Raw genomic sequence first — 25,941 nt, 5'->3', positions numbered from 1 at the left:
TTATGGGATATAGATCACTTAGACAAATGTCTAATATGTGCCGCTTTCAATTATGCGAAAGTCGCCCGCTTTAGTTAGTACCGCCTTTGTGGATACTGGTGTATTGCTAATTAAATCACTGCTGTAACCTCCTAAAAGTAAAAGATAATCGTCTTTACGCTCCCGGTAGGAACCAGATTTTAACGAGTTATTGTAGATAGTATAACTATGATCTTTTACTACAAGTCGCACTTCATCAAGGTTGTCAATTTTACCTAAAAAGATTTTAAATGTCTCAGGACTATTAACTTGAAGTATCGTTTTGTCGGATCTGACCGCGATAATATAATATGAACAAAATGCGGGGGGGCAGCCACGCATAAAACCATTTCCAACCTTGTATTTTTTTATAAGCTTAGCGTATTTTTTATCTCCCGTCTCAAAAATTACACGGTCTTTAGCCTTACGAAAATAAGGACCGGCGTTGAAAACGCACCGCCAGTATAGATAGGTAGAATCAGGTATAACGTTAGCAAAATATTTGGCATCCTCTTTATACTTTGGGAATAATGTAAAATCAGGATCATTAAAATCTGTAGCAGTTTGACAAAAAGCCGGTTTACATAATGCCAGTAGTAATATGATAAATAATGATCTGAACATTTTATTGAGATAAGGTTACATAAATGTAAGGATAAATTTGATATGATGCCGCTTAAAATCAAATTGCCGATTATTGTGTTAATAGGCTAAATTATTAGCAATTTTACATCGCCATGCTAAGCAACCAATATTCAATTACAGCAGTTAAGCAAATTATAAACGCGCAGGGTGATATCGTAACAGATGATCTCATCAGTATATTATTGACAGACAGCCGCCGCATCAATATCGCGGCCGAAGGCCTGTTTTTCGCCCTGAGCGGCAGGCGCAACGGTCACGAGTTCATTGCCGAAGCCTATGCCGCAGGGGTGCGCAATTTTGTAGTAAAGCAAGGCCCTGAAATTAAACTGCCCGGCGCCAACTTTTTGATTGTTGACGATGTGCTTAGCGCGCTGCAAAAGCTGGCCCAGCATCACCGCAGCCGATTTAATTTAGACGTGATAGGCATTACCGGCAGTAACGGCAAAACCATTGTTAAAGAGTGGCTTTACCAATTAATGGCGGTCGATAAAAATATTGTACGTAACCCAAAAAGCTATAATTCGCAAATTGGTGTACCTCTGTCTGTATGGCAGATCAATGATAGAAACAACCTGGGTATTTTTGAGGCCGGTATATCCCTTCCCGGCGAAATGGATAACCTGGAAGCCATCATAAAACCCAACATCGGAATACTTACGCATTTGGGTACCGCGCACGATGAAGGCTTTGAAAACACGCGGGAAAAGGTATTAGAAAAGTTGAAGCTATTCAAGAATTGTAAACTGCTTATTCACAACTATGACCAGTTGCTTGATTATAAAAAGGACATTGCCAATTTAAAAACCTTTACCTGGAGCCGCAATTTTAAGCAGGCCGACCTATATGTTTTCAGTGAAACTATCATCAAAAGAAATTATTACCTGCGCGCCAGGTTTGATGGAAAGGAAATAGAATGCCTGATCCCTTTTCTTGATGAGGCATCAATTGAGAATGCCATTGTTTGCTGGGCCACGTTGTTATATTTAGGTTATCCATCTGCCGAAGCTGATAAACGTTTAGAGCGCCTTAACCCGGTTAGTATGCGGTTAGAATTGAAAACCGGCATCAACGATTGTTCAGTTATTGACGATTCTTATAACTCAGATATCCAATCGCTGGAGATAGCGCTTAACTTTTTAAATCAGCAAAATCAGCATAAGAAAAAGACATTGGTGCTGTCTGATATCTTTCAATCGGGCCTGCAGGAAGATGTTTTGTATAAACAGGTGGCCGAACTGATCAGATCAAAAAAGGTCGACAAGTTTATTGGCGTCGGCGAGGCGCTGGTGAAACACCAGGATTATTTCGAGCCTCCCGAAAAGTTTTTCTACAAAGATACCACCGAACTGCTTAATAGCCTGTTGGCGCTTGGCTTTAAAAGTGAAACCATCCTGATAAAAGGTTCACGGAGTTTTGAGTTTGAAAGGGTAAGCAGGGCGTTGGTTCAAAAAACGCACGAGACGGTAATGGAGATCAACCTTAACGCCATGCTGAATAATTTGAACTACTATAAATCAAAATTAAAGCCGGGCGTAAAGTTGATGGCAATGGTGAAAGCTTTTAGCTATGGCAGCGGTACTTTTGAGTTGGCCAATATGCTGCAATATAACAAAGTTGATTATTTGGCGGTAGCTTATACCGATGAGGGTATTTCATTACGACAGGCAGGCATAACCATGCCTATAATGATATTAAATGCCGAGCAATCCGCATTTGATAAGTTAATTGAGTTCAAACTTGAACCTGTGATATTCAGTTTTGGCTTATTTGATGATTTTATAAAATATGCCCAGCAAAACGATATCACCAATTACCCGGTACACCTTAAAATAGATACAGGTATGCACAGGCTTGGTTTTGAGCCTTTCGAGATAGAAACCCTATGCGACTTGCTGGAAGAGAATAAATATGTACGGATCTTATCCATGTTCTCGCACCTGGCAGCCAGCGAAGCTGCAAAACATGATGAATTTACTCAAACACAGATCAGCCGTTTTGAAAAGGCCGCTAAAAAGATAGAAAAATGCCTGGGTTATAAAGTAATCAAACACCTGTCAAACACCTCGGGTATTACGCGCTGGCCATCGGCACAGTTTGACATGGTAAGGTTGGGTATCGGTTTGTACGGTATTGATGCCGCGGTTCCTGCTGATGATAGTGCGTTGCAGCCCATCACCAGTTTAAAAACCAGTGTATCGCAGGTTAAGAAAATAGCGGCCGGCGACACCATAGGCTACGGTCGCAACGGCGTAATGCCGAAAGATGGCAAGATAGCCACCGTACGTATTGGCTATGCCGATGGTTATCTGCGTGCGTTTGGTAACGGGGTAGGTAATATGCTGGTAAATGGGGTGGTGGTACCCACCATTGGCAATGTATCAATGGATATGTGCATGATAGATGTAAGTGCTGTTGATGTTAAAGAAGGGGATGAGGTTATTGTGTTTAACGAGCAACACCGCATAGAAGAATTAGCAAGCCAGATAGGGACAATCCCTTATGAAATACTGACCAATATTTCGCAGCGCGTAAAAAGGGTATATTTTTACGAATAAGCGATAACTCAACTATCCAATATCAGTAGTTAAACGTATCAAAATGCGTATTTATACGGTAGAAACAGTTTGCTAAAGGATGTAATTTTGTGTATTAAATTTTTTAATACCTGTTGATTTACTAATATTTTTAGCATAAATTTGTGGTATGACTACCGCCGAAAACATAATGACCGAATATCTTACAAGGGTTTGTACCTTCCTTAAACAGGAATTGCCGACAAAATACTGGACCTTTATTTCTGTTGAAAATAATAAGATAATCATTACGTTAAATCAGTTTACCAAAGCCCTTAATGAAATTTATATCGAGTTACAAGAGCTAATTACTGAAAAGATCTTTAGGGTACGTGAGCGGCAATATGATCTGCACTTCGTGATATGGACACCTACACAAACCAGGGACTTTTCAGTTCTCAAATTGAGTAGTAAAGAACAAGAAATTTAAACACTGTCCTATGAACAATATAAATGATCCTAAACGAAAAATTGTTCGTTGCCCCACTTGTTCTACAGTATCGCATCACAAGATACCTAACGGAGAAATGTTTAAGATTTTCCTGTTTTGGTTACCCCTTCAAAGATATAGGTGCTATAGCTGCTTCAATAAGTTTTATGTGAAAGGGTAAATGCTTATTTCAAATTTCAAACGTGTAATCGAGCATTTTATAAAAATTTCTGTGCCTGTTTAAAAGAACGTACTTTTACACACAGAATTTGCAGATCAAAATGACCAAGGTAGCCAGGGCGTTATTAAATTATTTTTTTAAAGGATTGATCGTGGTTGTGCCGATAGGCGCGGCTGCTTTCCTGATCTTTTGGGCAATTTCGAGCATTGACAGCGCCTTAAATTTAAGCGATGTTTTATGGACAGACAGTAAAGGCCGGCCAATGCACATACCCGGAGTCGGGATTTTAAACGTCCTAATAGTGATCATGATTGCCGGTGTGCTGGTAACCAACGTAATTACCGACCCGATCAAGCGCTGGTTTAAAAGATGGCTGAATAAGTTGCCATTCTTTAATTTTCTCTACTCTTCAATCAAAGACCTTACCGAAGCCTTTGTTGGCGATGAAAAAAAGTTTAACGAGGCGGTTATTGTTGAGGTTAATGAATTTGGTCTGAAAAAAATCGGTTTCCTGGTGCAAAAGGACCTTGCTAAATTGGGCTTACCCGGCGAGGTCGCGGTTTATTTCCCGTATTCATATTCATTTGCAGGGCAGGTAGTTATTATTGCTGCGGATAAGGTTAAACCGATTGACAAAAATGCCGCAGACATGATGAAGTTTGTAATATCAGGCGGTGTGAGCGGGCTTGACTGATCTTGTCTTTTTAATCGGGTTCTTGAAACTTCTTATCGCCAAAAAAGTACTGATGATCATCAGTATTGCGGCCAGCAAATACGGCGCGCCCGGAAAGTAAATTCCCGAAGTTTTGTTAGTATAATGCGCAAATAAAAAGCTGAATATAAACGGCCCTACTATTACACTTATGCTGTTCAAAATGGTAATGGCACCCTGTAGCTCGCCTTGTTCATTTTTAGCGACTTTATTGGTGGCGTATCCCTGCAAAGCCGGGCCTGAAATACCTCCAAGACAATAAGGGATCATAAATATATATACCAGCCACCCACGATTTACAAATGCGATAAGGGTAAGGCCGATAGCGTAAAAAATTATACCTGCTATAATATTTTTCTGTTGGCCAAATTTGGGTATGGTATAACGGATCAAACCTGCTTGTATGGCAAACAGCAACCCGCCAATAAATAGTGCCAACCAACTAACGCTGTGCATAGACCAATTGAACTTTTCATATAGAAAGAATGACATTAAATATTCTACAGCTTTTTGTGCGATGTAAACTAACAGGATAGCGCCTATCAGGCCGGCTAAGCCAACGTGTTTGGTAAATACCCTTATCAACGATCCCAATGGATTGGCTCGTTTCCATTCAAATTTGCGGCGATGTTCGGGTTTAAGTGATTCGGGCAATACAAACAAACCGTACATGCCGTTTAAAAAAGCAAAGCCCGCTGCCGCCATAAACGGGAATTTAATATTAAGCTCGCCCAAATAACCACCCAGGCCGACACCCAATATCAGGCCTATGCCTGAAGCCGCACCGACTAAGCCAAAGTTGGCATCGCGTTTATGCCCTGTACTTACATCTGCTATATAAGCCGTAGCAGTAGCTGTACTGGCACCCGTTACACCGGCAATAAACCGGCCCACAAACAGCCAGGCAATTGATGGGGCAAATGCCATAAATAAATAATCGATACTAAAGCCAAAAAGCGAGATCAGGAGTACCGGCCTGCGGCCATACCTGTCACTTAAACTCCCCATGATAGATGCGAAGATCAATTGCATTGACGCATAAATCAGCGTAAGCCATCCGTTATATTTAGATGCCATGCTCAGGTCAAAATGCCCCAGCGTTTGTAATAGCTTGGGCATTACAGGTATGATAATACCCAAACCTAAAACATCAACAAATATGGTTATAAAAATAAAGCCTAATGCAGCAGAACGTTTTGTTTTGGTGACCTGCCCGGTCATGTTAGAAAAAGATGATTGCTCTTCGGCCATATAAGATAGAAATGTGAACTTAGCAGTTGTATAACCAATAATCTTAGTTTGTGTTTCTTTTAAAACTTCTAACTGCCAACAATACACTCAATAGCATCAGTATGGCACCTAAAATAAAAGGTGCTCCAGGTAAATAAACAGGCGTATTCTTTTGCGTGAATCTGTAAAAAAGATAGGTCATGATCCACGGGCCAAAGATGGAGCTTAAGCTGGCGAGGCTGGTAAGCGCGCCCTGTAATTCGCCTTGTTCATTGGCGGGTACCTGTTCGGTCATAATTCCCTGCAGGGCAGGGCCTGCAATACCACCAAGTGCATAAGGTATCATAAAGGCAAACATCATCCAGCCTTTGGTGGCTACAGCGAATAATATCAACCCGATAGCATAAAACGACAGCCCCATCCAAATGGCCCGCTGCTGGCCCAGTTTTGGGATAGCGATCCGGATCAAGCCACCCTGAACGGCGGCAATACTTAAGCCAACAAATCCTAAAGAATAACCTACCCAGGCCTCGTTCCAACCAAATTTGGTCATGGTATAAAAGGTCCACACGCTTTGTACGGATTGTGCCGCAAAATAAACCAGGAATAACGATGCGGCTAAACCTAAAACAGCAGGGTATTTATTCAGTTGTAACAATGACCCCAGCGGATTAGCCCGTTTGAGCTCAAAAGGCCTGCGATGTGCTTTATCTAAAGATTCAGGCAATACAAAATACCCGTATGTGGCATTTAGTAAAGCTAATCCAGCGGCAGCCAAAAAAGGGTAGTGGGTATTGTATTTACCAAGTATGCCACCAATTACCGGCCCTATAATAAAACCTAAACCAAATGCAACACCTATCATCCCGAAATTCTGGGCGCGTTTTTCGGGCGTGCTTACATCTGCTATATAGGCTGATGCGGTGGTGAAACTGGCACCGGTAATGCCTGCTATGGCACGGCCCAAAAACAACCAGCCTATGCTGGGGGCGAAAGCCAGGAAAAGATAATCAACACCAAATCCTAACAACGATCCCAGTAAAACAGGGCGACGGCCATACTTGTCGCTTAAATTGCCCAAAACCGGTGCGAAAATAAATTGCATCACAGCGTAGGCAAATGTTAACAGGCCCGCGTAGCGCGATGCTTCACTTAAGTTGCCATGTATCAGGGTTTCTATCAGCTTAGGTAATACAGGTATAATAATACCCAAACCGGTTACGTCGATCAGCAGCGTAATAAATATAAATCCTAAAGCGGCTTCTTTTTTTGACTTGGCAGGTTTGTCCATTATATTGAGTATAAACTATAATAATATGGTTTAATCAATGTTTATTGTGTCTTATCTTATAACTGTCGAAATTATATCATCACTTTTTACAAACCCAAAATATCGTGAATCGAACGCATCATGCCTGCTATCCCCCAATAAAAAATAGCTGTCTTTTGGAACTTTTACAGGTCCCAAATTATCCTCATTGTAACCGCGTGCTCTAAAATCAGCAAAAATAGCTGGATTTACAGTGTCAGCTGCCAAACGGGGTTTTAAATTAAGATGATATTGTTTTAATTCAGATGTTGTAAAATTACCAATAGCCAAACTATCATTAATAAGCTCTACAGTGTTTTTGTTTCTATTTATGTATCCTGCAATACTTAATAATTGTTTTTTTGAAATATAATACTCATTCCAGGCAAAAGAGTCGTTCAATGGTTTGCCGTTTAAATAAACCACAGCTTTTCTTATCTCTACTATATCATTTTCTTTTCCAATGCACCTAAATATCCAAACGCCCTTATCAGGACCGTTAAAGACTACAAAATCATTGTTATTTACTTTTTTTAATTTAGATGCGATCAGCCAATCACCAGGCATGTAAGTTGGCTCATTTGCCGTTGTCGGTACCGAATAAAAATTCAAAATATGAGTTGCCCTTAACGTTATCCACAGCGCGACTGTACATGCAAATAACGTTACAATCAGAACAGCAGGTTTTTTCATGAATAAATAATCGAGTTCTTTAGAAGTTTGGTTTCAGCACATACTTCTCGTAAAAACGGAAAATATGTTCAACTGCTTCTTCGGCAGTATCAACAACCCTGTACAGGTTAAGGTCGTCAGGATGGATGTTATGTTCCTGGTTTAACATTTTTTCAGTTATCCAGTTAAATAAGCCGCCCCAGTATTCTACACCCACAAACACAATCGGGAAACGTGCAATTTTACCGGTCTGGATCAGGGTAATCGCCTCGAATGATTCATCCAAAGTACCAAATCCGCCAGGTAATACAATAAAGCCCTGCGAATATTTCATGAACATTACCTTACGGATAAAGAAATAATCAAACTCAAGTACCTTATCCCGGTCGATATATTTATTATGAAACTGCTCAAAAGGTAGTTCGATATTTAGCCCTACGGATTTACCCCCGGCCTCATAAGCGCCTTTATTGGCAGCCTCCATAATACCCGGCCCGCCGCCTGATATTACGCCGTAGCCGCGCTCTGTTAGCAAACGGGCAGTATCTTCGGCAAGTTTATAGTAGCGGTTGTCATTCTTGGTACGTGCTGAACCGAATATGGATACACATGGGCCTATCTTAGCCAGTTTCTCAAAGCCGTCAACAAACTCGGCCATTATTTTAAAGATCTGCCAGGAGTCGGTTACCTTAATTTCCTGCCAGTTTTTGTTTTCAAACGCGTGTCTTATTTTCTCTTCGCCTGTCATATCGTGTCTTAAATGTAGTGTAATTATGCAACTGCCGCTTTTGTTTTGTTTTTTGATGTAAGCAGCAATCCTGCAAATGTAATGATCCCGTTTACAAGGATAAGTTCATTATCAAAAGTATAACCAAATAAAGTTGTAGAGTTTGCACTTAAGTAAAAACAAATAGCCGGCGACAGCACACAAATAAAAGGCACCAGCTTGTCTTTAACCTGCCTGCCGCTTAAAAATAACCCAAACGAATAAAGACCTAATAAAGGCCCATAGGTGTATGACGCTACTTTAAATATGGCGCTTACTACGGCATCGTTATTAATGGCGTTAAATATAATAATGGTTAGAAACAACAATCCCGAAAAAGCTATGTGCACATAATGGCGCACATTTACCATTTTTTTACTGTTGATATCTTTCCCTTTGTTAAAGTTTAAAAAATCAACACAAAACGATGTGGTTAAGGCAGTTAAGGCCGAATCGGTAGTGGCAAATGTGGCGGCAGTTAAACCCAACATAAATACTACGGCTGGTATAACGCCCAGGTATTTTAAAGCGATTGTGGGATAGAGGTAATCTGTTTTTGTAACCGTGATGCCATAACGTGTTGCGTACATATACAGCAATGCGCCGACACTTAAAAAGAAAATGTTGATCACCACAAACACGGCAGTAAAGCTGAACATATTTTTTTGCGCTTCGCGGATGTTTTTAAGGCTTAGGTTTTTTTGCATCAAGTCCTGGTCAAGCCCTGTCATGCCCACGGTAATAAATAAGCCGCCGATAAATTGCTTAGTGATATGAAAGTGACTGGTCATGAAATCATCAAAGAAAAATATCTTGGAATAACTGCTGTTTTTAATGGCGTCTGCCGCTTCAAACAGGTTAAAGTTCATGCTGCGGCAAATAAAAAATATCGATAGAAAAACAGACGATACCAGGAACAAGGTTTGCAAACTGTCTGTAATAATAATTGTCTTCAACCCGCCTTTAAAAGTATAGGCCCAGATCAATACCAGGCATATCAATACCGTAACGGCAAAAGGTACACCATAACTATCAAAAATAAATTTCTGCAATACAATCACCACCAGGTAAAGCCTGAACGACGACCCAATTACCCGGCTGATCAGAAAAATGCCTGCCGCTGTTTTATAACTCCATGTGCCTAAAGCATGTTCAATGTAGCTGTAAATTGAGGTCAGTTTCATGCGGTAGTACAAAGGCAGCAATACCGTTGCTATGATAATAAACCCGGCGGCATTACCCAGTACAAACTGAAAGTAAGCAAACTGATCGCCACCGGGCGAGCCAACTTTACCGGGTACCGATATGAACGTTACGCCGCTTAAAGCAGTGCCAATCATCCCAAATGCTACAAGGTACCATTTAGAATTGCGGTTAGCCACAAAGAAAGTATCGTTGTCTGATGATTTTCTTGAGGTTAGCCATGATATCACTAACAAGACTAAGAAATAACCAATTATAAATGAAAGCAGTAATCCGGGTGACATGTTATAAAATTATATGTCATTTCGAACGAGGTACGAGGAGAAATCTTATGCGACTGGCAGGTAAATCGTATAAGATTTCTCACTTTGTTCGAAATGACAAAGTGATTTATTAATTCTTGCTGACAAGTTATGTATAGTAGATTTATTAAACAAAAAAATAAACATTAAGGCCTTTTACATACTTTCCGACTTCCTGACTATTAACTATCTTCGCAATATGAACTTTTCGTCGAAGTTGTTGGAAAATGCGGTTGCAGAGTTTGCAAAATTACCGGGGGTGGGGCAGAAAACGGCGTTACGCTTAGTGTTGCACCTTTTAAATCAGGAGAAGGAAGATGTTGAGAAATTTAGCGGAACGATAAGTAAACTGCGTAATGAGATCAGGTTTTGCAGCACCTGTCATAATATTTCTGATCAGCAGTTTTGCGAGATCTGTTCATCGCATAAACGCGATCAGAGCCTGATATGTGTTGTAGAAGACACCCGCGATGTAATGGCCATTGAAAATACCAGCCAGTACAATGGCGTGTACCATGTATTGGGCGGCTTAATATCGCCGATGGATGGCATTGGGCCGTCGGACTTGCAGGTGGACACGTTGGTTGAACGTTTAAGCAATGACGAAGTAAAAGAAGTTATCTTTGCGCTTAGCGCTACTATGGAGGGCGATACTACCATCTTTTACTTGCATAAAAAATTAAAACAATTCAATATAAGTATCTCAACAATAGCCCGTGGCATAGCCTTTGGTGGAGAATTGGAGTACGTAGACGAGATCACCCTCGGGCGGTCTATCGCTACGCGTGTTCCGTATGAAAATTCTTTATCCAGGTAAGTATGAAACTATCGGTAATCATAGTAAATCATAACCGTTGTGATTTATTAAAGCTCGCATTAAATTCTTTAGTTAAAGCAGGTAATGCTATTGATTATGAATTGATTATAGTTGACAATGGATCAACCGATAATTCAGTTGAAATGCTTCATACCGATTACCCCGCAATTCGCCTGATTGCCAATAACATTAACGAAGGTGTAGCCAAAGCAAATAACCAGGGGATAGAAGTGTCTAAAGGCGAGTATGTTTTACTAGTCAATGCGGATACTATTTGCGGCAAAGAAACCCTGGATAAGATCATTGGTTTTATGGATGCTCACCCTGATGCCGGTGGTTTAGGGGTACGGATGGTTGATGCTAAAGGCAGTTTTCTGCCCGAGTCTAATCGGGGGTTAACAAAACCATGGATCAGCTTTTTTAAACTGATAGGTTTTGCTAAACATTTTGCCAAATCACGCATTTCAAACCGTAACCACAAAGAGTGGGTGGAGGAGTTTCAAACATCAGAGATAGATATCCTGAACGATGCATTTATGCTGATACGCAGGCCGGTATTGAATGAAACGGGCTTGTTTGATGAACGTTTTGTGCAATATGGCCATAACATCGATCTGTCTTACCGGATGCGACTGGCTGGTTTTAAGAATTATTATTTCCCCAAAACTTATATTATCAACTTTAAAAGCGACAATACGCCTAAAATTAGCTGGCAATACGTAAAGAATTTTTATGGTGCTATGCTTATCTTCGCCGCCAAGTACATGTTTAAACTGCCTGAAATAAAAATAACAGAAGGCATACAACTGTACCCGCCAGCGTATGAAGTTGAACAATAAGATAGTAATTATAACCGGTGCCTCTTCGGGCATTGGTAAATCATTAGCAGAAGAATTTGCGCTCCGTGGCGCTAACCTTGTTTTGGCTGCCCGCCAATATGTTACTTTATGCGAAATTGCACAGTCATTACAGGATCAATATCAAATTAAAGCCTTAGCGGTACAATGTGACGTCGCCGTTGAAAGCGATTGTGATCATTTGATCAAACAAACCATTACTACTTTCGGAAAAATTGATATATTGGTAAATAACGCGGGCATCTCCATGCGTGCTTTGTTTAGAGATGCAGAGTTGCAGGTATTAAAAACCTTAATGGACGTGAATTTTTGGGGCACGGTGTATTGTACCAAATACGCGTTGCCCGAGATCTTAAAAACAAAAGGTTCTGTGGTAGGGGTGTCGTCTATAGCAGGTTATAAAGGTTTGCCAGGCAGAACAGGTTATTCAGCTTCAAAGTTTGCCATGAATGGTTTCTTGGATGCTTTACGAGTCGAGAATTTAAAAACTGGCGTACACGTAATGACCGCTTGCCCGGGGTTCACAGCATCAAACATCCGAAATACTGCATTAAATAAAGACGGTAACCAGCAGGGGGAAAGTACGTTGCATGAAGAAAAAATGATGACTTCAGATGAAGTCGCAAAAATCATTGCCGATGGTGTTGAAAAGCGCGAACGCACTTTAATTATGACCGGGCAGGGTAAGCTGACTGTGCTTTTAAGTAAACTTATCCCTGCCAGATTGGATAAGTTGGTTTACAATGTTTTTGCCAAGGAAAAAGATGCGCTGTTAAAATAGGATCTGACCAGCTTATAAACTTATCGACTCAAAATCATCTATCTTATCCAGATTTAAAATAAAGCGCCCGTCATCGTCCCGGTCAAAAGTAGGTTTGAATTTGCCGCCCCATACCACTTCATCATATTGGTAAGATGTCCGTGAGTGTACAGTTTGCGAAAATGTATCGTCAAAAGCTTTTAGTAATACCGCGAAGCTGGCCTCCGTGCTTGCCAGGTCTTCTGGCGTAATGTCTTTCAACGGGCTGTCATCATTTAGCGGATGTACTACCGTCCAGCTTAATGTGAGTATACTTACCTTTTTTCTTTCTAATTCCAGTGGCAAAAACCTGCGTACCTTCTTGCCATTAACATCTTCGTTGTATGAAAATATAACTTCCATTTGCAGGTCTATCAATGTATTGCGACGCAGGTTGGTTAGCCTGAACATTAATCCCCGGCTGTTTTCAAGGTATGGGGCAATTAACAGGTGTTCACTGTATTTTATTTTGGCTGATGGTCTTGAAAAACGCCCATACAATAACCCTGTAGCCAAAGCAAATGCTAAAAGACCCGCCATTGATTCTAATGCCGCTATAGAGTTAGCCGCCATTCCCCTTGGGCTGATGTGGCCATAACCAACCGTGGATATGGTTTGTGCCGAAAAGAAAAAAGCATCCATGAAACGAGAGAAAAAGGTGTTACCCACAGCACCATCCAATGTACCCGGCCCCAATGACACATAAATAAAGGCAAATACAATATTGGCAGCCATGTACCCGGATAATACAATCAACCAGAACCTGCCCCAACTCATGGTGATCAGTGTATGGTAATTGTTAGCTGTATTAAAGAAAGATAAACCCTTGCGTTTTACGTTGATCGACCCGTCCCGGTTTACCAGGCGTTGGCTCTTCATAACAGCCTGTGTGCCAAATCCCAGGTCATCTTCGGGGTTGAATTTTCTTTTATGTATGGACATGGTTTGGATAATAGTTAATTAAATTTAGTAACAGATAAGTTAAATGAATTGGTTGATTTTGTCAATTAGTAAAACAAACCCTTGTAAATTTATCATTCTGCTTGCTTTTAGAAAAAACTATTTCCATATTTGCTGCATAATGATAATTAAAAGTTTAAATAATAATTGGTGGTGGCTTAACGATTAATCGTAAGGCAAACTCCTGTTATTATAAATCATATTTAAAGGGTTGCCGTACGGTAACCCTTTTTTGTTAAAAACGTTTAATGATCTGTAATTAAAAATCCCCAAAGGGGAGCTAATATGAAACAAATACTAAACCACCTTTTTGAGAACAAAACTTTATCACGCGAGCAGGCTAAAAATATCTTAACGCTTATATCGCAAGGCATGTACAACAATTCGCAAATGACCGCTTTTATGACGGCTTATTGTATGCGAACGGTAACTGTGACCGAGCTGGAGGGTTTCAGGGATGCCATGCTTGAACTTTGTTTATCCGTTGATCTGGGTACTGATGATCTGATAGACTTATGTGGTACCGGTGGCGATGGTAAGGATACGTTCAATATCTCAACACTGGCATCATTTGTAGTTGCAGGTGCGGGTTATAAGGTGGCTAAACATGGTAATTACGGTGTTTCATCAGGTTGCGGATCATCAAATGTGATGGAATACTTGGGTTATAAGTTTACCAATAACATAGACGATCTTAAAAGAACAATTGAAACGGCTAATATCTGTTTTTTACACGCCCCTTTATTTCACCCGGCTATGAAAACAGTTGCACCTATTCGCCGCGAATTGGGTGTAAAAACATTTTTTAACATGCTGGGGCCAATGGTTAACCCCGCTATGCCTAAAAATCAATTGGTTGGGGTTTATAATTTAGAGCTGGCAAGAATGTATGCCTATCTTTACCAGCGGTCTGACAAGCAATATACCATATTGAACGCACTTGAGGGTTATGATGAGATCTCGCTTACTTGCGATTTTAAAACATTTACCCCTGACGGCGAAAAGCTAAATACATTAAAAAGCCTGGGCTTTGAACGGTTAGATCCGCAAACAATTGTAGGTGGCAGTACAGTGGCCGAGTCGGCAGGTATATTTATGCGGGTATTAAGCGGCGATGCTACAACGGCACAAAGCAATGTCGTACTGGCAAACGCGGCATTGGCTATTAAAACAATAAAGCCGCAAAGTAGCTTTGCCGATTGTTTTTATGAAGCCGAAGAATCGCTGGTAAGTAAAAGGGCGCTTGAAGGCTTTAAGAACCTGGTTGGAAATTAAAATGAAAATAAAGGTTTGCGGGTTAAAATACCCTGATAATATTTACGATGTAACAGACCTGGCTCCGGACTATGTGGGCTTTATTTACTATGGTCGTTCGCCAAGGTTTGTGGGTGATATCGCTGCTGATACTTTAAACAATATACCGACATCAATTATCAAAACTGCCGTTTTTGTGGATGAAACAGAAAGCGAGATAAACCGGCTGATAAATAAACTTGGATTCAATGCTATACAACTTCATGGCAGTGAAAGCCCCGACTTTGCAAATGCCTTTAAAGACAGGGTTCAGGTAATCAAAGCCTTTGGCGTTAATGAGGATTTTGATTTTGAACAATTGAATGATTATGCCGGTAAAGTAGATTACTTTTTATTTGATACCAAAACCGATACACATGGCGGATCAGGCAAAACATTTAATTGGGATATCTTAAATAACTATAAGTTACCCGTACCGTTTTTTTTAAGCGGCGGATTAAGTCCTGATAATATTGAGCAGATTACCAAGATCACACATCCACAATTTTATGGTGTTGATCTGAACAGTAAGTTTGAGGTTTCACCGGGATTAAAAGACATTGAAAAACTAAAAAAGGCCTTTGGCCAGATAAAACAATATACTACGCATGAAATACGGAGTTAACGAGCAAGGGTATTATGGCGATTTTGGCGGTGCATACGTGCCCGAAATGCTATACCCTAATGTTGAAGAATTAAGGCAGCAATATTTATCCATCATCAACGATGCTGATTTTAAAGCCGAATTTGATCAGCTTTTAAAAGATTATGTAGGCAGGCCTTCTCCGTTGTATTACGCAAAGCGATATTCTGAGAAATACGGCGCTAATATTTTCTTAAAACGCGAAGACCTGAACCATACCGGTTCACATAAGATCAATAATGCCATAGGCCAAATATTGCTTGCTCAACGCTTGGGCAAGAAACGCATTATAGCAGAAACAGGTGCAGGCCAGCATGGTGTAGCCACAGCTACAGTATGCGCGCTTAAAGGCATTGAATGCGTAGTTTATATGGGCGAGATAGATATGGCACGCCAGGCACCAAACGTATCCAGGATGAAAATGCTGGGCGCTAAAGTAGTTCCGGCAACTTCTGGAAGTAAAACGTTAAAAGATGCCACCAACGAGGCCCTGCGCGACTGGATAGCTAACCCGGTTGACACACATTATATCATCGGATCGGTAGTTGGCCCGTACCCATATCCTGACATGGTAGCACGCTTTCAATCTATCATCTCATCAGAAACTAAAAAACAATTGCTTGAACATACCGGCAAAGAATTGCCTGAATATGTAATGGCATGCGTGGGTGGCGGTAGTAACGCAATGGGTATGTTCTACCATTTTTTAGATGATGAAAGTGTAAAGCTGATAGCTGTTGAAGCAGCGGGTAAAGGTGTTGATAGTGGCCATTCTGCAGCTACCACATTTTTGGGTAAAGAAGGAGTACTGCATGGCAGTCGTACAATTTTAATGCAAACACCGGACGGGCAGGTTGTTGAACCTTATTCTATCTCGGCCGGATTGGATTATCCGGGTATAGGCCCCCAGCATGCGCATTTATATAAGATCAATCGTGCACAATATGCAAGTGTTACTGATGATGAAGCCCTGCAGGCAGGTTTACTATGCTGCCAGTTAGAGGGAATTATCCCGGCAATAGAATCAGCGCACGCTTTAGCCCAACTGGAGAAAATGAAATTCAAAAAAGATGATAATGTAGTGATCTGCCTTTCAGGACGTGGTGATAAAGATCTGGATACCTACATTAAATATTTTAACTATTAATAAGTCCATGGTCGATAGTCCACAGACCATGGTATATACATAAATGGACAACAAATTAATAACAGACTATGGGCCATCGTCCATGGACTATGGACAGAAAAACTATGAACCGGCTAAACCATCTTTTCGACACAAAAAAAGATAATTTATTATCCATCTATTATACAGCAGGTTATCCTGCAATTGATACCACTGTTGACATTGCCGAAGCTTTAGAAAAAGCCGGTGTCGATTTTTTGGAAGTTGGATTTCCGTATTCTGACCCGGTAGCCGATGGACCTACCATACAAAACAGTTCGCAGCAGGCATTAGATAATGGAATGACGCTTAATGTGTTATTTGATCAACTAAAAGACCTGCGTAAACGTGTTACTATACCAATACTGTTAATGGGCTATGTTAACCCGATAGTGCAATATGGGGTTGAGGCTTTCTGCAAAAAAGCCGCCGAAGTAGGAGTTGACGGGATTATAGTGCCGGATTTGCCGATGTATGAATATGAAACCATGTATGCTGGATTCTTTAAGGATAACAACCTGAGCAATATATTTTTAGTGACCCCTCAAACATTACCCGAGCGAATCCGCAAAATAGACGAATTGAGTAACAGTTTTATTTACTTGCTTTCTTCATCATCAATAACCGGTGGTAATTTAGATGTGTCTGACAGTATCCAGGCGTATTATACCCGCGTTAAAGCTATGGCACTGAAAAATCCAACCATAATTGGCTTTGGTATATCTGACAACGCCACGTTCACTAAAGCCTGTGAATATGCAAATGGCGCTATAGTTGGAAGCAAGTTTGTAAAGTTGCTTGAAAGTGAAAATTACATGGATCAAATTCCCGATTTTATCAAATCTATTCGCAAAGGGAGTTAAAATTTTGTGTGGATATATGTTGTTTTCCTTTTAGGTTAATTTGTATTAACTTATAGATATTTTTTTATCAGCTTTTAACTTGTTTATATCTTCTAAAAACAAGTAGTAGTTCTTATTAAAACTATTTTCTTATCTTTCTGCATTAATGCATTAGTTTGGTGCGCGTACTGGTGAAAAATTAATTTAATACCCTAACCCTGATATGATTTTCTCTTCTCTGCGGAAAAAATTAAAGGATACTTCCATTTCCCGGAAATTGTATTTTACAATTGGAATCATGGCGGTGCTTGTGGTTGTTGAATTAACTACGTTAGGTGTTGCCATTAATACATTATCTGCGGTAAGGTCATTTGTTGAAGGTGAGGCATTATGGTCAAAATCACAAAAAGACGCTGTTTATCGCATCAGGATCTACTCATCCTCACATAACGAAAAGGATTTTCAAGCTTTCAGGCAATTTTTAGCTGTCCCGCTTGGCGATAAAAAGGCCCTGATTGAATTATCAAAAGGTAAGCCTGATTTCAAAATTGCAAAAGAAGGCCTTTTGGCCGGCCGTAATCATCCGGATGATTTAGATGGAATGATCAACCTGATTATGCGCTTTTCTGATTACTATTACCTGCGCAAAGCTTTTGATATCTGGGAGCATGCTGATGTTGAAATGCAGCAGTTGATACCTCTTGCAGACAAGATGCATGATATGATTAGGTCAAAAAACGCGTCGCAATCCGAAATTAACCAGGTAATGGACCAGATCGAAGCCATTAATGGTAAGTTGAGCCAAATGGTTGATGGATTTTCCTATACGTTGGGCGAGGTATCGCGTTGGTTGGAACGAACTGTATTAAAGGTTTTACTGGCCTTGTCACTTACCATCGGTACAATAAGTATATTAATTACCATATCCGTTAGCCGGGGTATTGAAAAAGGTATAAAGGCCATAATAGATGGTGCCGCTTTAATTAAGCAAGGCTTTTTTAGTACCCGTGTTCAAGTTTATTCAAACGATGAGATAGGAGTGCTTGCAAGCGCCTTCAACGATATGACGGTTGCGCTTGAAAATAAAATACAGGAATTGAAAAGTGCGGAAGAAAGTCTGAAGAAAGAACGCGACAGGGCAGAAGCATCAGAAAAGGTAAAACAGCTTTTCCTGGCAAATATGAGCCACGAGATCCGTACACCGATGAACGCGATATTAGGATTCGCAAGGCTGCTGGAGGAATCGCTTACTGATAAAGAATTGCAGGAGTATATCAGGGTAATCATAAAGTCAGGTGATGATCTGCTGGTGATCTTGAACGATATCCTTGATTTCTCAAGGATAGAAGCGGGCAAGGTGAATTTTGAAATGCAGTCTTTTAATCTGAAAAATACGATTGATTCTATCGTAACCATGATGGAGCCAAAAGCATTTTCAAAAAAGATCAAGTTGAAATCGACAATTGATAAGCAGATCCCTAAAATAATTATCGGCGATTCTGTAAGGTTGAGCCAGGTGATATTGAACCTGGTATCAAACGCTATCAAGTTTTCTGAAAACGGGGAAATAAGTATAGCTATCGCAACAATAGATGAGGATGCTGATAAAATTGTTGTTGAGTGTATAGTGAAAGACACCGGCATTGGCATCCCGCTTGAAAAACAGGCAAAAATATTTGAAAGCTTTGAGCAGGCCACAACCGATACCGTACGTAAATTCGGCGGTACAGGCCTTGGTTTAAGTATTTCAAAACAACTGGTTGAATTGCAGGGTGGTAAAATCTTTGTGAAAAGCGAACTTGGTTCCGGCTCTGAGTTTCATTTCACACTACCATTCTTAAAAGCCAAAAACGGGCAGTTAAAGCGCGCGCTTGATCATGAAAACGGAGTTGAAATTATACATACGCCCGGCAAGAGCGGCAAAGGCATCCGTGTTTTAGTGGTCGAGGATAATGGCATCAATCAAATGCTTATAGTAAAGGTTCTGCAAAAGCGCGAATTTGAAATCGATGTGGCAGATAACGGCATGACGGCGCTGGATATGCTTAAAGGAAAAGAATACGACATTATCCTGATGGATCTGCAGATGCCCGAGATGGATGGCTATGAAGCCACACGCCTTATTCGCAATTTAGAAAATAATAAAAAAGGTGTACCAATTGTTGCCATGACGGCACACACTATAAAAGGCGAGCGCGAACGATGTATTGAAATGGGAATGAATGATTATGTGCCTAAACCTTTCAATATAGAAGAGCTGTTTGATAAAATGTTTAACCTGGTAAAAAACAGGTTTGATGAAACAAGTATTATATAAATCTTTCTTTACAGGTACAATTCCAGTTCTCCTTTACCTTCACGGATAATCTCAAAGTCGCCCGATGTGCAATCAACAACCGTCGATGGAATATTATCACCATAACCGCCGTCTATCACTATATCAACCATACCTTTATACTTTTCGTGAATCAGTTCCGGATCTGTCGAGTATTCGATAATATCATCTTCGTCCCTTATTGATGTGGAGAGGATAGGGTTGCCCAACTCTTTTACAATGCAGCGTGCTATATTATTATCAGGCACCCGGATACCGACTGTTTTTTTATTTGAGCTTAGCAATTTGGGTACATTATGGCTGGCATTGAAAATAAAAGTAAAAGGGCCCGGCAGTGCCTTTTTCAAAACGCGAAAGGTAGTGTTATCAATAGGTTTTATATAATCAGATATGTGGCTAAGATCATAACATACGAATGAAAAATTAGCTTTTTCGGGCTTGATGTTCCTGATCTTGCAAATGGCTTCAATTGCTTTATGGTTAGTGATATCGCAACCCAAACCATAAACCGTATCGGTAGGATAGATGATTATACCGCCTTTGCGTAACACCTGTACTACTTGTTCAATTGATTTTTCGTTAGGGTTTTCGGGGTAGATCTTGATTAGCATTAGATAGATGTTTCGAATTGCTGAATTTCAGTTTCGGGTTTAAATTTTTGCAATATACGTCAAAAGCGATTGTACATTAGTACAATCGCTTTTGTTATAAGCATTATAAATGCTAATAGTTTTTCTAAGATCTGAAATTAGATATCAGAAACGCAGTATCAATTACGCTTGTTTAGCAAATTGAACGTTAATAGATAATTTGATATCTGAACCTAATACTACAGAACCTGCTTCGGTTACGCCATCCCAGGTTAAACCAAAATCTTTACGGTTAATTTTACCGGTTACTTCAAAACCAGCTTTAGTGTTGCCATAAAAATCTGTTGCAGATCCGCCGTGCTCTACTTCTAAAGCAACTGGTTTAGTAATACCTTTTATAGTCAAGTCGCCTTTCAATTCTTCGCCATCAAATGATGTTGATTTGAAAGTGATGGTAGGGTATTGCTCAGCATCAAAAAACTCACCTGATTTTAAGTGTCCGTCGCGTTGCTCTTGATTAGTATCAATGCTGTTAACATCTAATGAAAAGCTGATCTCTGCATCGGTGAAATCATCATTTTCGGTAGTCAATTCACCTTCAAATGTTTTGAAATTGCCTGTTACTGTTGATATTACTAAGTGTTTTACTTTAAATTGCACTTCTGAGTGCATTGGGTCTAATACCCATTTTGTTGCTGCCATGATATTGATTGTTTTATTTTAGTGAGACAAAGATAATAAGATAGGTGTTTAAACATGTAAATTAATTATTATATTTACATTATGTCGACAATGTCCGATTATTAACTTGAAAAATGGGTTTATGTTTACTTCAATTTTTTAGATTTACATAAATCATACAATTCTATCTATGCGAAAACTATTTATTGCATCCACTATAATTATCTTAGGTTTACTCATAGGGTGGACCTTTATCTGGCCGCCGGCGGTGTGGTCGTTTGTGATAGTTGTACCCATATTTGCCCTGGGTATTTATGATCTGCTGCAAACCCGGCATACTATTGAACGTAATTTCCCGGTATTTGGCCGATTACGCTTTTTGATGGAAGATCTTCGTCCTAAAATATACCAGTACTTTATTGAAAGCGATATTGACGGAACGCCGTTTAACCGGATGAACAGGAGTGTTATTTATCAGCGTGCAAAAAAAGTTGATGATACGCGCCCGTTTGGTACCGAGCTGGATGTTTATCAAAACGGGTATGAATGGTTAAACCATAGCATATCTGCAATTGATCACAGTAAACTTAATTTATCGCCAAGGGTAAAGGTTGGCGGGCCCGAGTGCAAGCTGCCTTATGAGGCCAGTGTGTTCAATATATCGGCCATGAGCTTTGGCTCGCTGAGCCAAAATGCCATACTGGCTTTAAATAGTGGCGCAAAGATAGGCGGCTTTGCCCATAACACCGGCGAAGGTGGTTTAAGTGACTATCACCTGCAGCCGGGCGGTGATATTATCTGGCAGATAGGTACCGGCTATTTTAGCTGCCGCCACAAAGACGGCACTATTGATTTTGACGCTTTTGCCCAACGGGCGGTATTGCCGCAGGTTAAGATGATAGAAATAAAACTGTCGCAAGGTGCAAAGCCGGGGCATGGCGGTATTTTACCGGCGGCTAAAGTTACGCCTGAAATTTCGAGGATCAGGTTGGTAGAAATGGGCGAGGACGTGATATCGCCTCCTTATCATACTGCTTTTAATAATCCTGTCGAATTGATGCAGTTTATTAAAAAGCTGCGCGAACTATCAGGCGGCAAACCAATTGGCTTTAAACTTTGCGTAGGTCACAAAAGCGAGTTTTTAGCCATATGCAAAGCAATGCTTAAAACAGGTATCTATCCTGATTTTATTACCGTTGACGGGGGCGAAGGCGGTACCGGTGCAGCGCCGTTAGAATTCTCAAACTCGGTAGGCATGCCATTACGTGAGGCGCTGGCTTTTGTATATGATGCATTAACGGGATTTGATATTAAAAAGCATATCAAATTAATTGCATCGGGTAAAGTAGCAACGGGTTTTGACCTGGTAAAAAACTTTGCCCTGGGTGCAGATATGTGTAATAGTGCCCGCGGGATGATGTTCGCGCTGGGATGTATACAGGCACTGGAATGTAATACCAATAGATGCCCTACAGGCGTGGCCACACAGGATAAAACATTAATGAAAGGGTTAGTTGTTGATGATAAAAAAACGCGTGTAGCCAACTTTCAGAAACAAACGGTAAGCAGCGCTATACAAATGATAGGGGCAGCCGGCCTGCAGCATCCTAATGATATTCACCGTATGTTTATTTACCGGCGAATAAGCCATAGTCAGATCCAAACCTATGCCGAGTTGTTTCCTTACGTTCCTAAAGGCAGTTTGCTGAATACACCTTACCCTTTAATATTTGAAATGGATATGGCTATAAGCAGTGCAGAAAGTTTTGTACCAGACTATACCAAGATAAGCCAGGTAAATGCCACAGAAGCCAGCGCTTATTCCGCCGAATCAAACTCATAGTTAGATAACAACAAAAAGGGAGAGCTAATTGCTCTCCCTTTTATATTTATGTCTTACGTAATAATAATTAAGCTAAAACCTGCTTAACAATTTCGGCAGCTTCTTTTAATAAAATAGCCGAGTAAACTTTTAAACCGGAGTTATCTATTAAGTCTTTTGCTTCCTTAGCATTGGTTCCCTGCAAGCGTACAATGATGGGTACTGGTATATTGCCAATCTCTTTGTATGCGTCAATAACACCTTGCGCTACACGGTCGCAACGTACTATACCACCAAAAATGTTGATCAATATGGCTTTAACATTTGGATCGCTCAGGATAATGTTGAAACCGGCTTTAACAGTTTGCGCATTAGCAGTACCGCCAACATCCAAAAAGTTAGCAGGCTCGCCACCGGCTAATTTAATAATATCCATGGTAGCCATAGCCAAACCTGCGCCGTTAACCATACAACCAACGTTACCATCAAGTTTTACATAGTTAAGGTTTGATTTACCTGCCTCAACTTCGGTAGGATCTTCTTCGTTAGTATCGCGCATAGCGGCATAATCAGCATGGCGATATAAAGCGTTATCATCTAAATTTACCTTAGCATCAACCGCTAAAATTTTGTTGTCAGATGTTTTTAATACCGGGTTGATTTCAAACATTGAAGAATCCGTAGCATCATAAGCTTTATATAATGCAGCGATAAACTTGGTCATGTCTTTAAATGCCTCGCCTGATAAACCTAAGTTAAAAGCAATCTTGCGGGTTTGGAAACCTTGCAGGCCAACCTTAGGATCGATCTCTTCTTTAAATATCAAATGCGGCGTATGCTCGGCAACTTCTTCTATATCCATACCACCTTCGGTAGAGTACATAATGATGTTACGTCCTTTACCACGATCAAGCAATACGCTGATATAAAATTCTTTGGTTTCACTCTCGCCCGGGTAATAAACATCTTGGGCAACCAAAACTTTACGTACCAATTTACCTTCGGGGCCGGTTTGTGGGGTAATTAATTGCATACCTAAAATATCGGTTGCTTTTTGTTTAACCTCATCTAAGTTTTTAGCCAACTTTACGCCGCCGCCTTTACCGCGGCCACCTGCATGTATTTGTGCTTTAACTACTACCCAACTCGAATCGTAGTCTTCTTTTAGTTTTTTAGCAGCTTCAACAGCTTGTTCAGGCGTATCGGCAACAATGCCTTCCTGTACCCTAACACCAAAACTTTTTAATATTTGTTTTCCCTGGTATTCGTGAATATTCATATGTGCTTTTTCGAAGTATTTGCGGTAAATCTACAGATTTTGTTTTGAAAGTTAGTGTTTAGTAATATGAGATTGATGATTAGTTTTACTTTGATATGATGAGTTAACCGTATAGCACGAAGCATCAACCAAAATCAAACAAAAATTTGCGAAATAGGTTTATCATTTCTGTGAAATTCAACAACTGATCACTGATCTGTAATCTCTAATTACTATTTTTACCGCATGCTTAAAGCAACAGCTATTAATAAATCATACGGACAGCTTCAAATTTTAAAAGGGGTTGACTTTGAAGTTGAAAAAGGAGAAATTGTAACAATAGTTGGCGCGTCAGGCGCGGGCAAAAGTACGCTGCTTAATATACTGGGTACGTTAGATAAGCCCGACTCCGGCCAGCTTTTTATTAACAATGTAGAATTAAATAAGTTAAGCAATAAAAGCCTGAGCAGTTTCCGTAACAGGGAAATAGGATTCATATTTCAATTTCATCATTTACTGGCTGAGTTCGACGCGCTTGAAAATGTATGTATCCCCGCGTTTATAGCAGGTACTTCACGAGCTGAAGCAGAAAAGCGGGCTACTGAACTTTTAGAATTGCTGGGACTAGGCCACAGGCTTCATCATAAGCCAAATACCTTATCAGGTGGCGAGCAACAAAGAGTAGCAGTTGCAAGGGCGCTGATAAATAACCCTGCGCTAATCTTCGCAGATGAACCATCCGGGAACCTTGATTCTACCAATGCGCGTGATCTGCATGAGCTTTTCATTAAACTGCGTAATGAGTTTAACCAGACATTTGTGATTGTTACTCATAATAAAGACCTGGCAGACATATCAGATAGAAAGATCTTAATGGTTGACGGTTTAATTGTTCAATAACATGAATGTATTAATTACTTCGGCTGTATCTGCACAGGCGCACCGTTTAAAAAGCAGGCTGACAGTTGACAATGTCATTTTAGGAGATTATCATGAGTTGCCCGGTTTTATGTTATCTGCAGGCAAAATGCTGAAATTGCCTGATCCTAATTCGATAGCATATGCGCATGAAATGCTTACACTAAGCCTTGACAACGCTATTGATGTTATTTACGTACTGGATAATATAGAAGCAGTGCTTTTAATGGAATCAAAACAATTGTTTACAGAATATAATATAGATATACGATCGGGCGATGAAATATAGTGACCTGGACAGAAATAAAACCGCCTTTGTATTTGAGCTGGATGATGTTATCTATCCCGAAAAAGATTACCTTTTTCAGGTATATTATCTGTTTGCCAGCTTATTAGAATATACCGAGTTGTTTGATGCTAAGGTGATGACCGATTTAATGGTTAATACTTATCATACAGAAGGACCCGAAAAGGTGTTTGATAAATTAAAAGAAAAGTTTGCCATTGATGAGAAGTATCGCGTCAATTTTCTGCATTTGATGCTTACTGCCAGGCTTCCATTAAAGTTACTGGTTTTTCAAGCCGTGCTTGATCTGTTACAGGATATTGTTGTAGACCGTAAGAAAATATTTATTGTAGCCAATGGTAACCCGGCTTTGCAATTAAATAAGATCAAACAAACAGAATGGCATGGGCTTGAAGCTTATTTGACGTGCTATTTCGCCGAAGAAACTTTATCGATGCCGGAACCCGATGTTCTTCATTTATTAATGAAGGAACATGATCTGAACAGAAGGGATCTGATACTGATCGGCAAATCAGAAGCTATGGAACTTTGTGCCGAAGCCTGCGGGGTTGATTATTATAACGTTAGTAAATTTTTATAGTGTTGATTGTAAAATAATTACAGTTTGTTTCGT

Annotated in this window: 25 protein-coding genes; 15 read left to right on the top strand and 10 right to left on the bottom strand. The window is 40.2% G+C overall.

Annotation, left to right across the window (positions count from 1 at the left end; translation table 11 throughout):
- Nucleotides 1–30: 30 nt before the first annotated feature.
- On the bottom strand, nt 31–642 hold the full coding sequence (locus FO440_RS21525) for a hypothetical protein (protein ID WP_144250379.1): 612 nt from the start codon (nt 640–642) through the stop codon (nt 31–33).
- A gap of 113 nt (nt 643–755) precedes the next feature.
- On the opposite strand from FO440_RS21525, the gene FO440_RS21520 reads away from it, so the two are divergent.
- From FO440_RS21520 to FO440_RS21510, 3 genes are all read left to right on the top strand, one after another.
- A complete protein-coding gene (locus FO440_RS21520; RefSeq protein WP_144250378.1) occupies nt 756–3,218 on the top strand; it encodes a bifunctional UDP-N-acetylmuramoyl-tripeptide:D-alanyl-D-alanine ligase/alanine racemase in 2,463 nt (820 codons plus the stop codon).
- 148 nt (nt 3,219–3,366) lie between these two features.
- Nucleotides 3,367–3,666, top strand: coding sequence for a hypothetical protein (locus tag FO440_RS21515; RefSeq protein ID WP_144250377.1), 300 nt, complete (start codon nt 3,367–3,369; stop codon nt 3,664–3,666).
- A 281-nt stretch (nt 3,667–3,947) separates the two neighbouring features.
- Complete coding sequence (locus tag FO440_RS21510; protein ID WP_144250376.1) at nt 3,948–4,541, top strand: DUF502 domain-containing protein; 594 nt, start codon at nt 3,948–3,950, stop codon at nt 4,539–4,541.
- On the opposite strand, the gene FO440_RS21505 is transcribed toward FO440_RS21510, so the two are convergent.
- The 5 genes from FO440_RS21505 to FO440_RS21485 are packed head-to-tail and all read right to left on the bottom strand — an operon-like array spanning nt 4,515 to nt 10,023.
- Complete coding sequence (locus FO440_RS21505; RefSeq protein ID WP_144250375.1) at nt 4,515–5,810, bottom strand: TCR/Tet family MFS transporter; 1,296 nt, start codon at nt 5,808–5,810, stop codon at nt 4,515–4,517. The genes FO440_RS21510 and FO440_RS21505 overlap by 27 nt on opposite strands.
- Before the next feature lie 43 nt (nt 5,811–5,853).
- A complete protein-coding gene (locus tag FO440_RS21500; protein WP_144250374.1) occupies nt 5,854–7,080 on the bottom strand; it encodes a TCR/Tet family MFS transporter in 1,227 nt (408 codons plus the stop codon).
- Between the two features lie 51 nt (nt 7,081–7,131).
- A complete protein-coding gene (lepB, locus tag FO440_RS21495) occupies nt 7,132–7,791 on the bottom strand; it encodes a signal peptidase I (protein ID WP_144250373.1) in 660 nt (219 codons plus the stop codon).
- Nucleotides 7,792–7,810: 19 nt separating this feature from the next.
- Nucleotides 7,811–8,518, bottom strand: coding sequence for an LOG family protein (locus tag FO440_RS21490; protein ID WP_144250372.1), 708 nt, complete (start codon nt 8,516–8,518; stop codon nt 7,811–7,813).
- Between the two features lie 23 nt (nt 8,519–8,541).
- Complete coding sequence (locus FO440_RS21485; protein WP_144250371.1) at nt 8,542–10,023, bottom strand: sodium:solute symporter; 1,482 nt, start codon at nt 10,021–10,023, stop codon at nt 8,542–8,544.
- A gap of 217 nt (nt 10,024–10,240) precedes the next feature.
- Here FO440_RS21485 and recR point away from each other — a divergent pair, with 217 nt between their 5' ends.
- From recR to FO440_RS21470, 3 genes are read left to right on the top strand one after another with little or no spacing between them, the layout of a single operon-like run.
- Nucleotides 10,241–10,858 (top strand): recombination mediator RecR, encoded by a 618-nt coding sequence (gene recR, locus FO440_RS21480; RefSeq protein WP_144250370.1) that lies wholly within the window; start codon nt 10,241–10,243, stop codon nt 10,856–10,858.
- A 2-nt stretch (nt 10,859–10,860) separates the two neighbouring features.
- Nucleotides 10,861–11,697 carry a glycosyltransferase family 2 protein gene (locus FO440_RS21475; protein ID WP_144250369.1) on the top strand — a complete coding sequence of 279 codons (837 nt, stop codon included), beginning with the start codon at nt 10,861–10,863 and terminating at the stop codon, nt 11,695–11,697.
- Complete coding sequence (locus tag FO440_RS21470; RefSeq protein WP_144250368.1) at nt 11,681–12,496, top strand: SDR family oxidoreductase; 816 nt, start codon at nt 11,681–11,683, stop codon at nt 12,494–12,496. Before FO440_RS21475 ends, FO440_RS21470 begins: the two co-directional genes overlap by 17 nt.
- Nucleotides 12,497–12,508: 12 nt before the next feature.
- On the opposite strand, the gene FO440_RS21465 is transcribed toward FO440_RS21470, so the two are convergent.
- The gene (locus tag FO440_RS21465) at nt 12,509–13,456 is read right to left on the bottom strand and encodes an ion channel (protein WP_144250367.1); all 948 of its coding nucleotides are present in this window, start codon (nt 13,454–13,456) and stop codon (nt 12,509–12,511) included.
- A 303-nt stretch (nt 13,457–13,759) separates the two neighbouring features.
- On the opposite strand from FO440_RS21465, the gene trpD reads away from it, so the two are divergent.
- The 5 genes from trpD (at nt 13,760) to FO440_RS21440 (ending at nt 19,734) form a co-directional block, all read left to right on the top strand.
- A complete protein-coding gene (gene trpD, locus FO440_RS21460) occupies nt 13,760–14,749 on the top strand; it encodes an anthranilate phosphoribosyltransferase (RefSeq protein WP_144250366.1) in 990 nt (329 codons plus the stop codon).
- Nucleotide 14,750: 1 nt separating this feature from the next.
- Nucleotides 14,751–15,392 (top strand): phosphoribosylanthranilate isomerase, encoded by a 642-nt coding sequence (locus tag FO440_RS21455; RefSeq protein ID WP_144250365.1) that lies wholly within the window; start codon nt 14,751–14,753, stop codon nt 15,390–15,392.
- Entirely contained in the window at nt 15,376–16,557 is a 1,182-nt protein-coding gene (trpB, locus tag FO440_RS21450) for a tryptophan synthase subunit beta (RefSeq protein ID WP_144250364.1), read from the top strand. The genes FO440_RS21455 and trpB overlap by 17 nt, the downstream gene beginning before the upstream one ends.
- Before the next feature lie 104 nt (nt 16,558–16,661).
- Complete coding sequence (gene trpA / locus FO440_RS21445) at nt 16,662–17,438, top strand: tryptophan synthase subunit alpha (RefSeq protein ID WP_144250422.1); 777 nt, start codon at nt 16,662–16,664, stop codon at nt 17,436–17,438.
- Between the two features lie 277 nt (nt 17,439–17,715).
- Nucleotides 17,716–19,734, top strand: a complete 2,019-nt coding sequence (locus tag FO440_RS21440; protein ID WP_186292746.1) for an ATP-binding protein — start codon at nt 17,716–17,718, stop codon at nt 19,732–19,734.
- A gap of 8 nt (nt 19,735–19,742) precedes the next feature.
- Here FO440_RS21440 and FO440_RS21435 read toward each other — a convergent pair whose 3' ends face one another.
- Nucleotides 19,743–20,363, bottom strand: a complete 621-nt coding sequence (locus tag FO440_RS21435; protein WP_144250362.1) for an L-threonylcarbamoyladenylate synthase — start codon at nt 20,361–20,363, stop codon at nt 19,743–19,745.
- A 162-nt stretch (nt 20,364–20,525) separates the two neighbouring features.
- Nucleotides 20,526–21,044 (bottom strand): YceI family protein, encoded by a 519-nt coding sequence (locus FO440_RS21430; protein WP_144250361.1) that lies wholly within the window; start codon nt 21,042–21,044, stop codon nt 20,526–20,528.
- A 169-nt stretch (nt 21,045–21,213) separates the two neighbouring features.
- Between FO440_RS21430 and FO440_RS21425 the strand changes: the two genes are divergently transcribed.
- Nucleotides 21,214–22,866, top strand: a complete 1,653-nt coding sequence (locus tag FO440_RS21425) for an FMN-binding glutamate synthase family protein (protein ID WP_144250360.1) — start codon at nt 21,214–21,216, stop codon at nt 22,864–22,866.
- Nucleotides 22,867–22,933: 67 nt separating this feature from the next.
- Here FO440_RS21425 and sucC read toward each other — a convergent pair whose 3' ends face one another.
- Nucleotides 22,934–24,124, bottom strand: coding sequence for an ADP-forming succinate--CoA ligase subunit beta (sucC, locus tag FO440_RS21420; RefSeq protein ID WP_144250359.1), 1,191 nt, complete (start codon nt 24,122–24,124; stop codon nt 22,934–22,936).
- 225 nt (nt 24,125–24,349) lie between these two features.
- On the opposite strand from sucC, the gene FO440_RS21415 reads away from it, so the two are divergent.
- The 3 genes from FO440_RS21415 to FO440_RS21405 are packed head-to-tail and all read left to right on the top strand — an operon-like array spanning nt 24,350 to nt 25,908.
- Nucleotides 24,350–25,003, top strand: coding sequence for an ABC transporter ATP-binding protein (locus tag FO440_RS21415; protein ID WP_144250358.1), 654 nt, complete (start codon nt 24,350–24,352; stop codon nt 25,001–25,003).
- A 1-nt stretch (nt 25,004) separates the two neighbouring features.
- On the top strand, nt 25,005–25,310 hold the full coding sequence (locus tag FO440_RS21410; protein ID WP_144250357.1) for an ATP-grasp domain-containing protein: 306 nt from the start codon (nt 25,005–25,007) through the stop codon (nt 25,308–25,310).
- Nucleotides 25,300–25,908: an HAD hydrolase-like protein gene (locus FO440_RS21405; RefSeq protein WP_144250356.1), complete on the top strand. Its 609-nt coding sequence runs from the start codon at nt 25,300–25,302 to the stop codon at nt 25,906–25,908. The genes FO440_RS21410 and FO440_RS21405 overlap by 11 nt, the downstream gene beginning before the upstream one ends.
- The last annotated feature ends 33 nt before the right edge of the window (nt 25,909–25,941 follow it).

It is taken from the genome of Mucilaginibacter corticis, from assembly GCF_007558865.1.
Lineage (GTDB): Bacteria > Bacteroidota > Bacteroidia > Sphingobacteriales > Sphingobacteriaceae > Mucilaginibacter > Mucilaginibacter corticis.
The sequence above is the reverse complement of the archived record's forward strand: the minus strand, read 5'-3'. Positions and strand labels throughout refer to the sequence as shown.

Excerpts from the sequence above, each read along its gene's own strand:
- sucC (WP_144250359.1), bottom strand. The coding sequence starts at position 24,124 with ATGAATATTCACGAATACCAGGGAAAACAAATATTAAAAAGTTTTGGT.
- FO440_RS21465 (WP_144250367.1), bottom strand. The coding sequence starts at position 13,456 with ATGTCCATACATAAAAGAAAATTCAACCCCGAAGATGACCTGGGATTT.
- FO440_RS21490 (WP_144250372.1), bottom strand. The coding sequence starts at position 8,518 with ATGACAGGCGAAGAGAAAATAAGACACGCGTTTGAAAACAAAAACTGG.
- FO440_RS21415 (WP_144250358.1), top strand. The coding sequence starts at position 24,350 with ATGCTTAAAGCAACAGCTATTAATAAATCATACGGACAGCTTCAAATT.
- FO440_RS21410 (WP_144250357.1), top strand. The coding sequence starts at position 25,005 with ATGAATGTATTAATTACTTCGGCTGTATCTGCACAGGCGCACCGTTTA.
- FO440_RS21520 (WP_144250378.1), top strand. The coding sequence starts at position 756 with ATGCTAAGCAACCAATATTCAATTACAGCAGTTAAGCAAATTATAAAC.
- trpD (WP_144250366.1), top strand. The coding sequence starts at position 13,760 with ATGAAACAAATACTAAACCACCTTTTTGAGAACAAAACTTTATCACGC.
- recR (WP_144250370.1), top strand. The coding sequence starts at position 10,241 with ATGAACTTTTCGTCGAAGTTGTTGGAAAATGCGGTTGCAGAGTTTGCA.
- trpB (WP_144250364.1), top strand. The coding sequence starts at position 15,376 with ATGAAATACGGAGTTAACGAGCAAGGGTATTATGGCGATTTTGGCGGT.
- lepB (WP_144250373.1), bottom strand. The coding sequence starts at position 7,791 with ATGAAAAAACCTGCTGTTCTGATTGTAACGTTATTTGCATGTACAGTC.
- FO440_RS21430 (WP_144250361.1), bottom strand. The coding sequence starts at position 21,044 with ATGGCAGCAACAAAATGGGTATTAGACCCAATGCACTCAGAAGTGCAA.
- FO440_RS21525 (WP_144250379.1), bottom strand. The coding sequence starts at position 642 with ATGTTCAGATCATTATTTATCATATTACTACTGGCATTATGTAAACCG.
- FO440_RS21455 (WP_144250365.1), top strand. The coding sequence starts at position 14,751 with ATGAAAATAAAGGTTTGCGGGTTAAAATACCCTGATAATATTTACGAT.
- FO440_RS21505 (WP_144250375.1), bottom strand. The coding sequence starts at position 5,810 with ATGGCCGAAGAGCAATCATCTTTTTCTAACATGACCGGGCAGGTCACC.
- FO440_RS21510 (WP_144250376.1), top strand. The coding sequence starts at position 3,948 with ATGACCAAGGTAGCCAGGGCGTTATTAAATTATTTTTTTAAAGGATTG.
- FO440_RS21470 (WP_144250368.1), top strand. The coding sequence starts at position 11,681 with ATGAAGTTGAACAATAAGATAGTAATTATAACCGGTGCCTCTTCGGGC.
- FO440_RS21475 (WP_144250369.1), top strand. The coding sequence starts at position 10,861 with ATGAAACTATCGGTAATCATAGTAAATCATAACCGTTGTGATTTATTA.
- FO440_RS21515 (WP_144250377.1), top strand. The coding sequence starts at position 3,367 with ATGACTACCGCCGAAAACATAATGACCGAATATCTTACAAGGGTTTGT.
- trpA (WP_144250422.1), top strand. The coding sequence starts at position 16,662 with ATGAACCGGCTAAACCATCTTTTCGACACAAAAAAAGATAATTTATTA.
- FO440_RS21435 (WP_144250362.1), bottom strand. The coding sequence starts at position 20,363 with ATGCTAATCAAGATCTACCCCGAAAACCCTAACGAAAAATCAATTGAA.
- FO440_RS21440 (WP_186292746.1), top strand. The coding sequence starts at position 17,716 with ATGGCGGTGCTTGTGGTTGTTGAATTAACTACGTTAGGTGTTGCCATT.
- FO440_RS21405 (WP_144250356.1), top strand. The coding sequence starts at position 25,300 with ATGAAATATAGTGACCTGGACAGAAATAAAACCGCCTTTGTATTTGAG.
- FO440_RS21485 (WP_144250371.1), bottom strand. The coding sequence starts at position 10,023 with ATGTCACCCGGATTACTGCTTTCATTTATAATTGGTTATTTCTTAGTC.
- FO440_RS21425 (WP_144250360.1), top strand. The coding sequence starts at position 21,214 with ATGCGAAAACTATTTATTGCATCCACTATAATTATCTTAGGTTTACTC.
- FO440_RS21500 (WP_144250374.1), bottom strand. The coding sequence starts at position 7,080 with ATGGACAAACCTGCCAAGTCAAAAAAAGAAGCCGCTTTAGGATTTATA.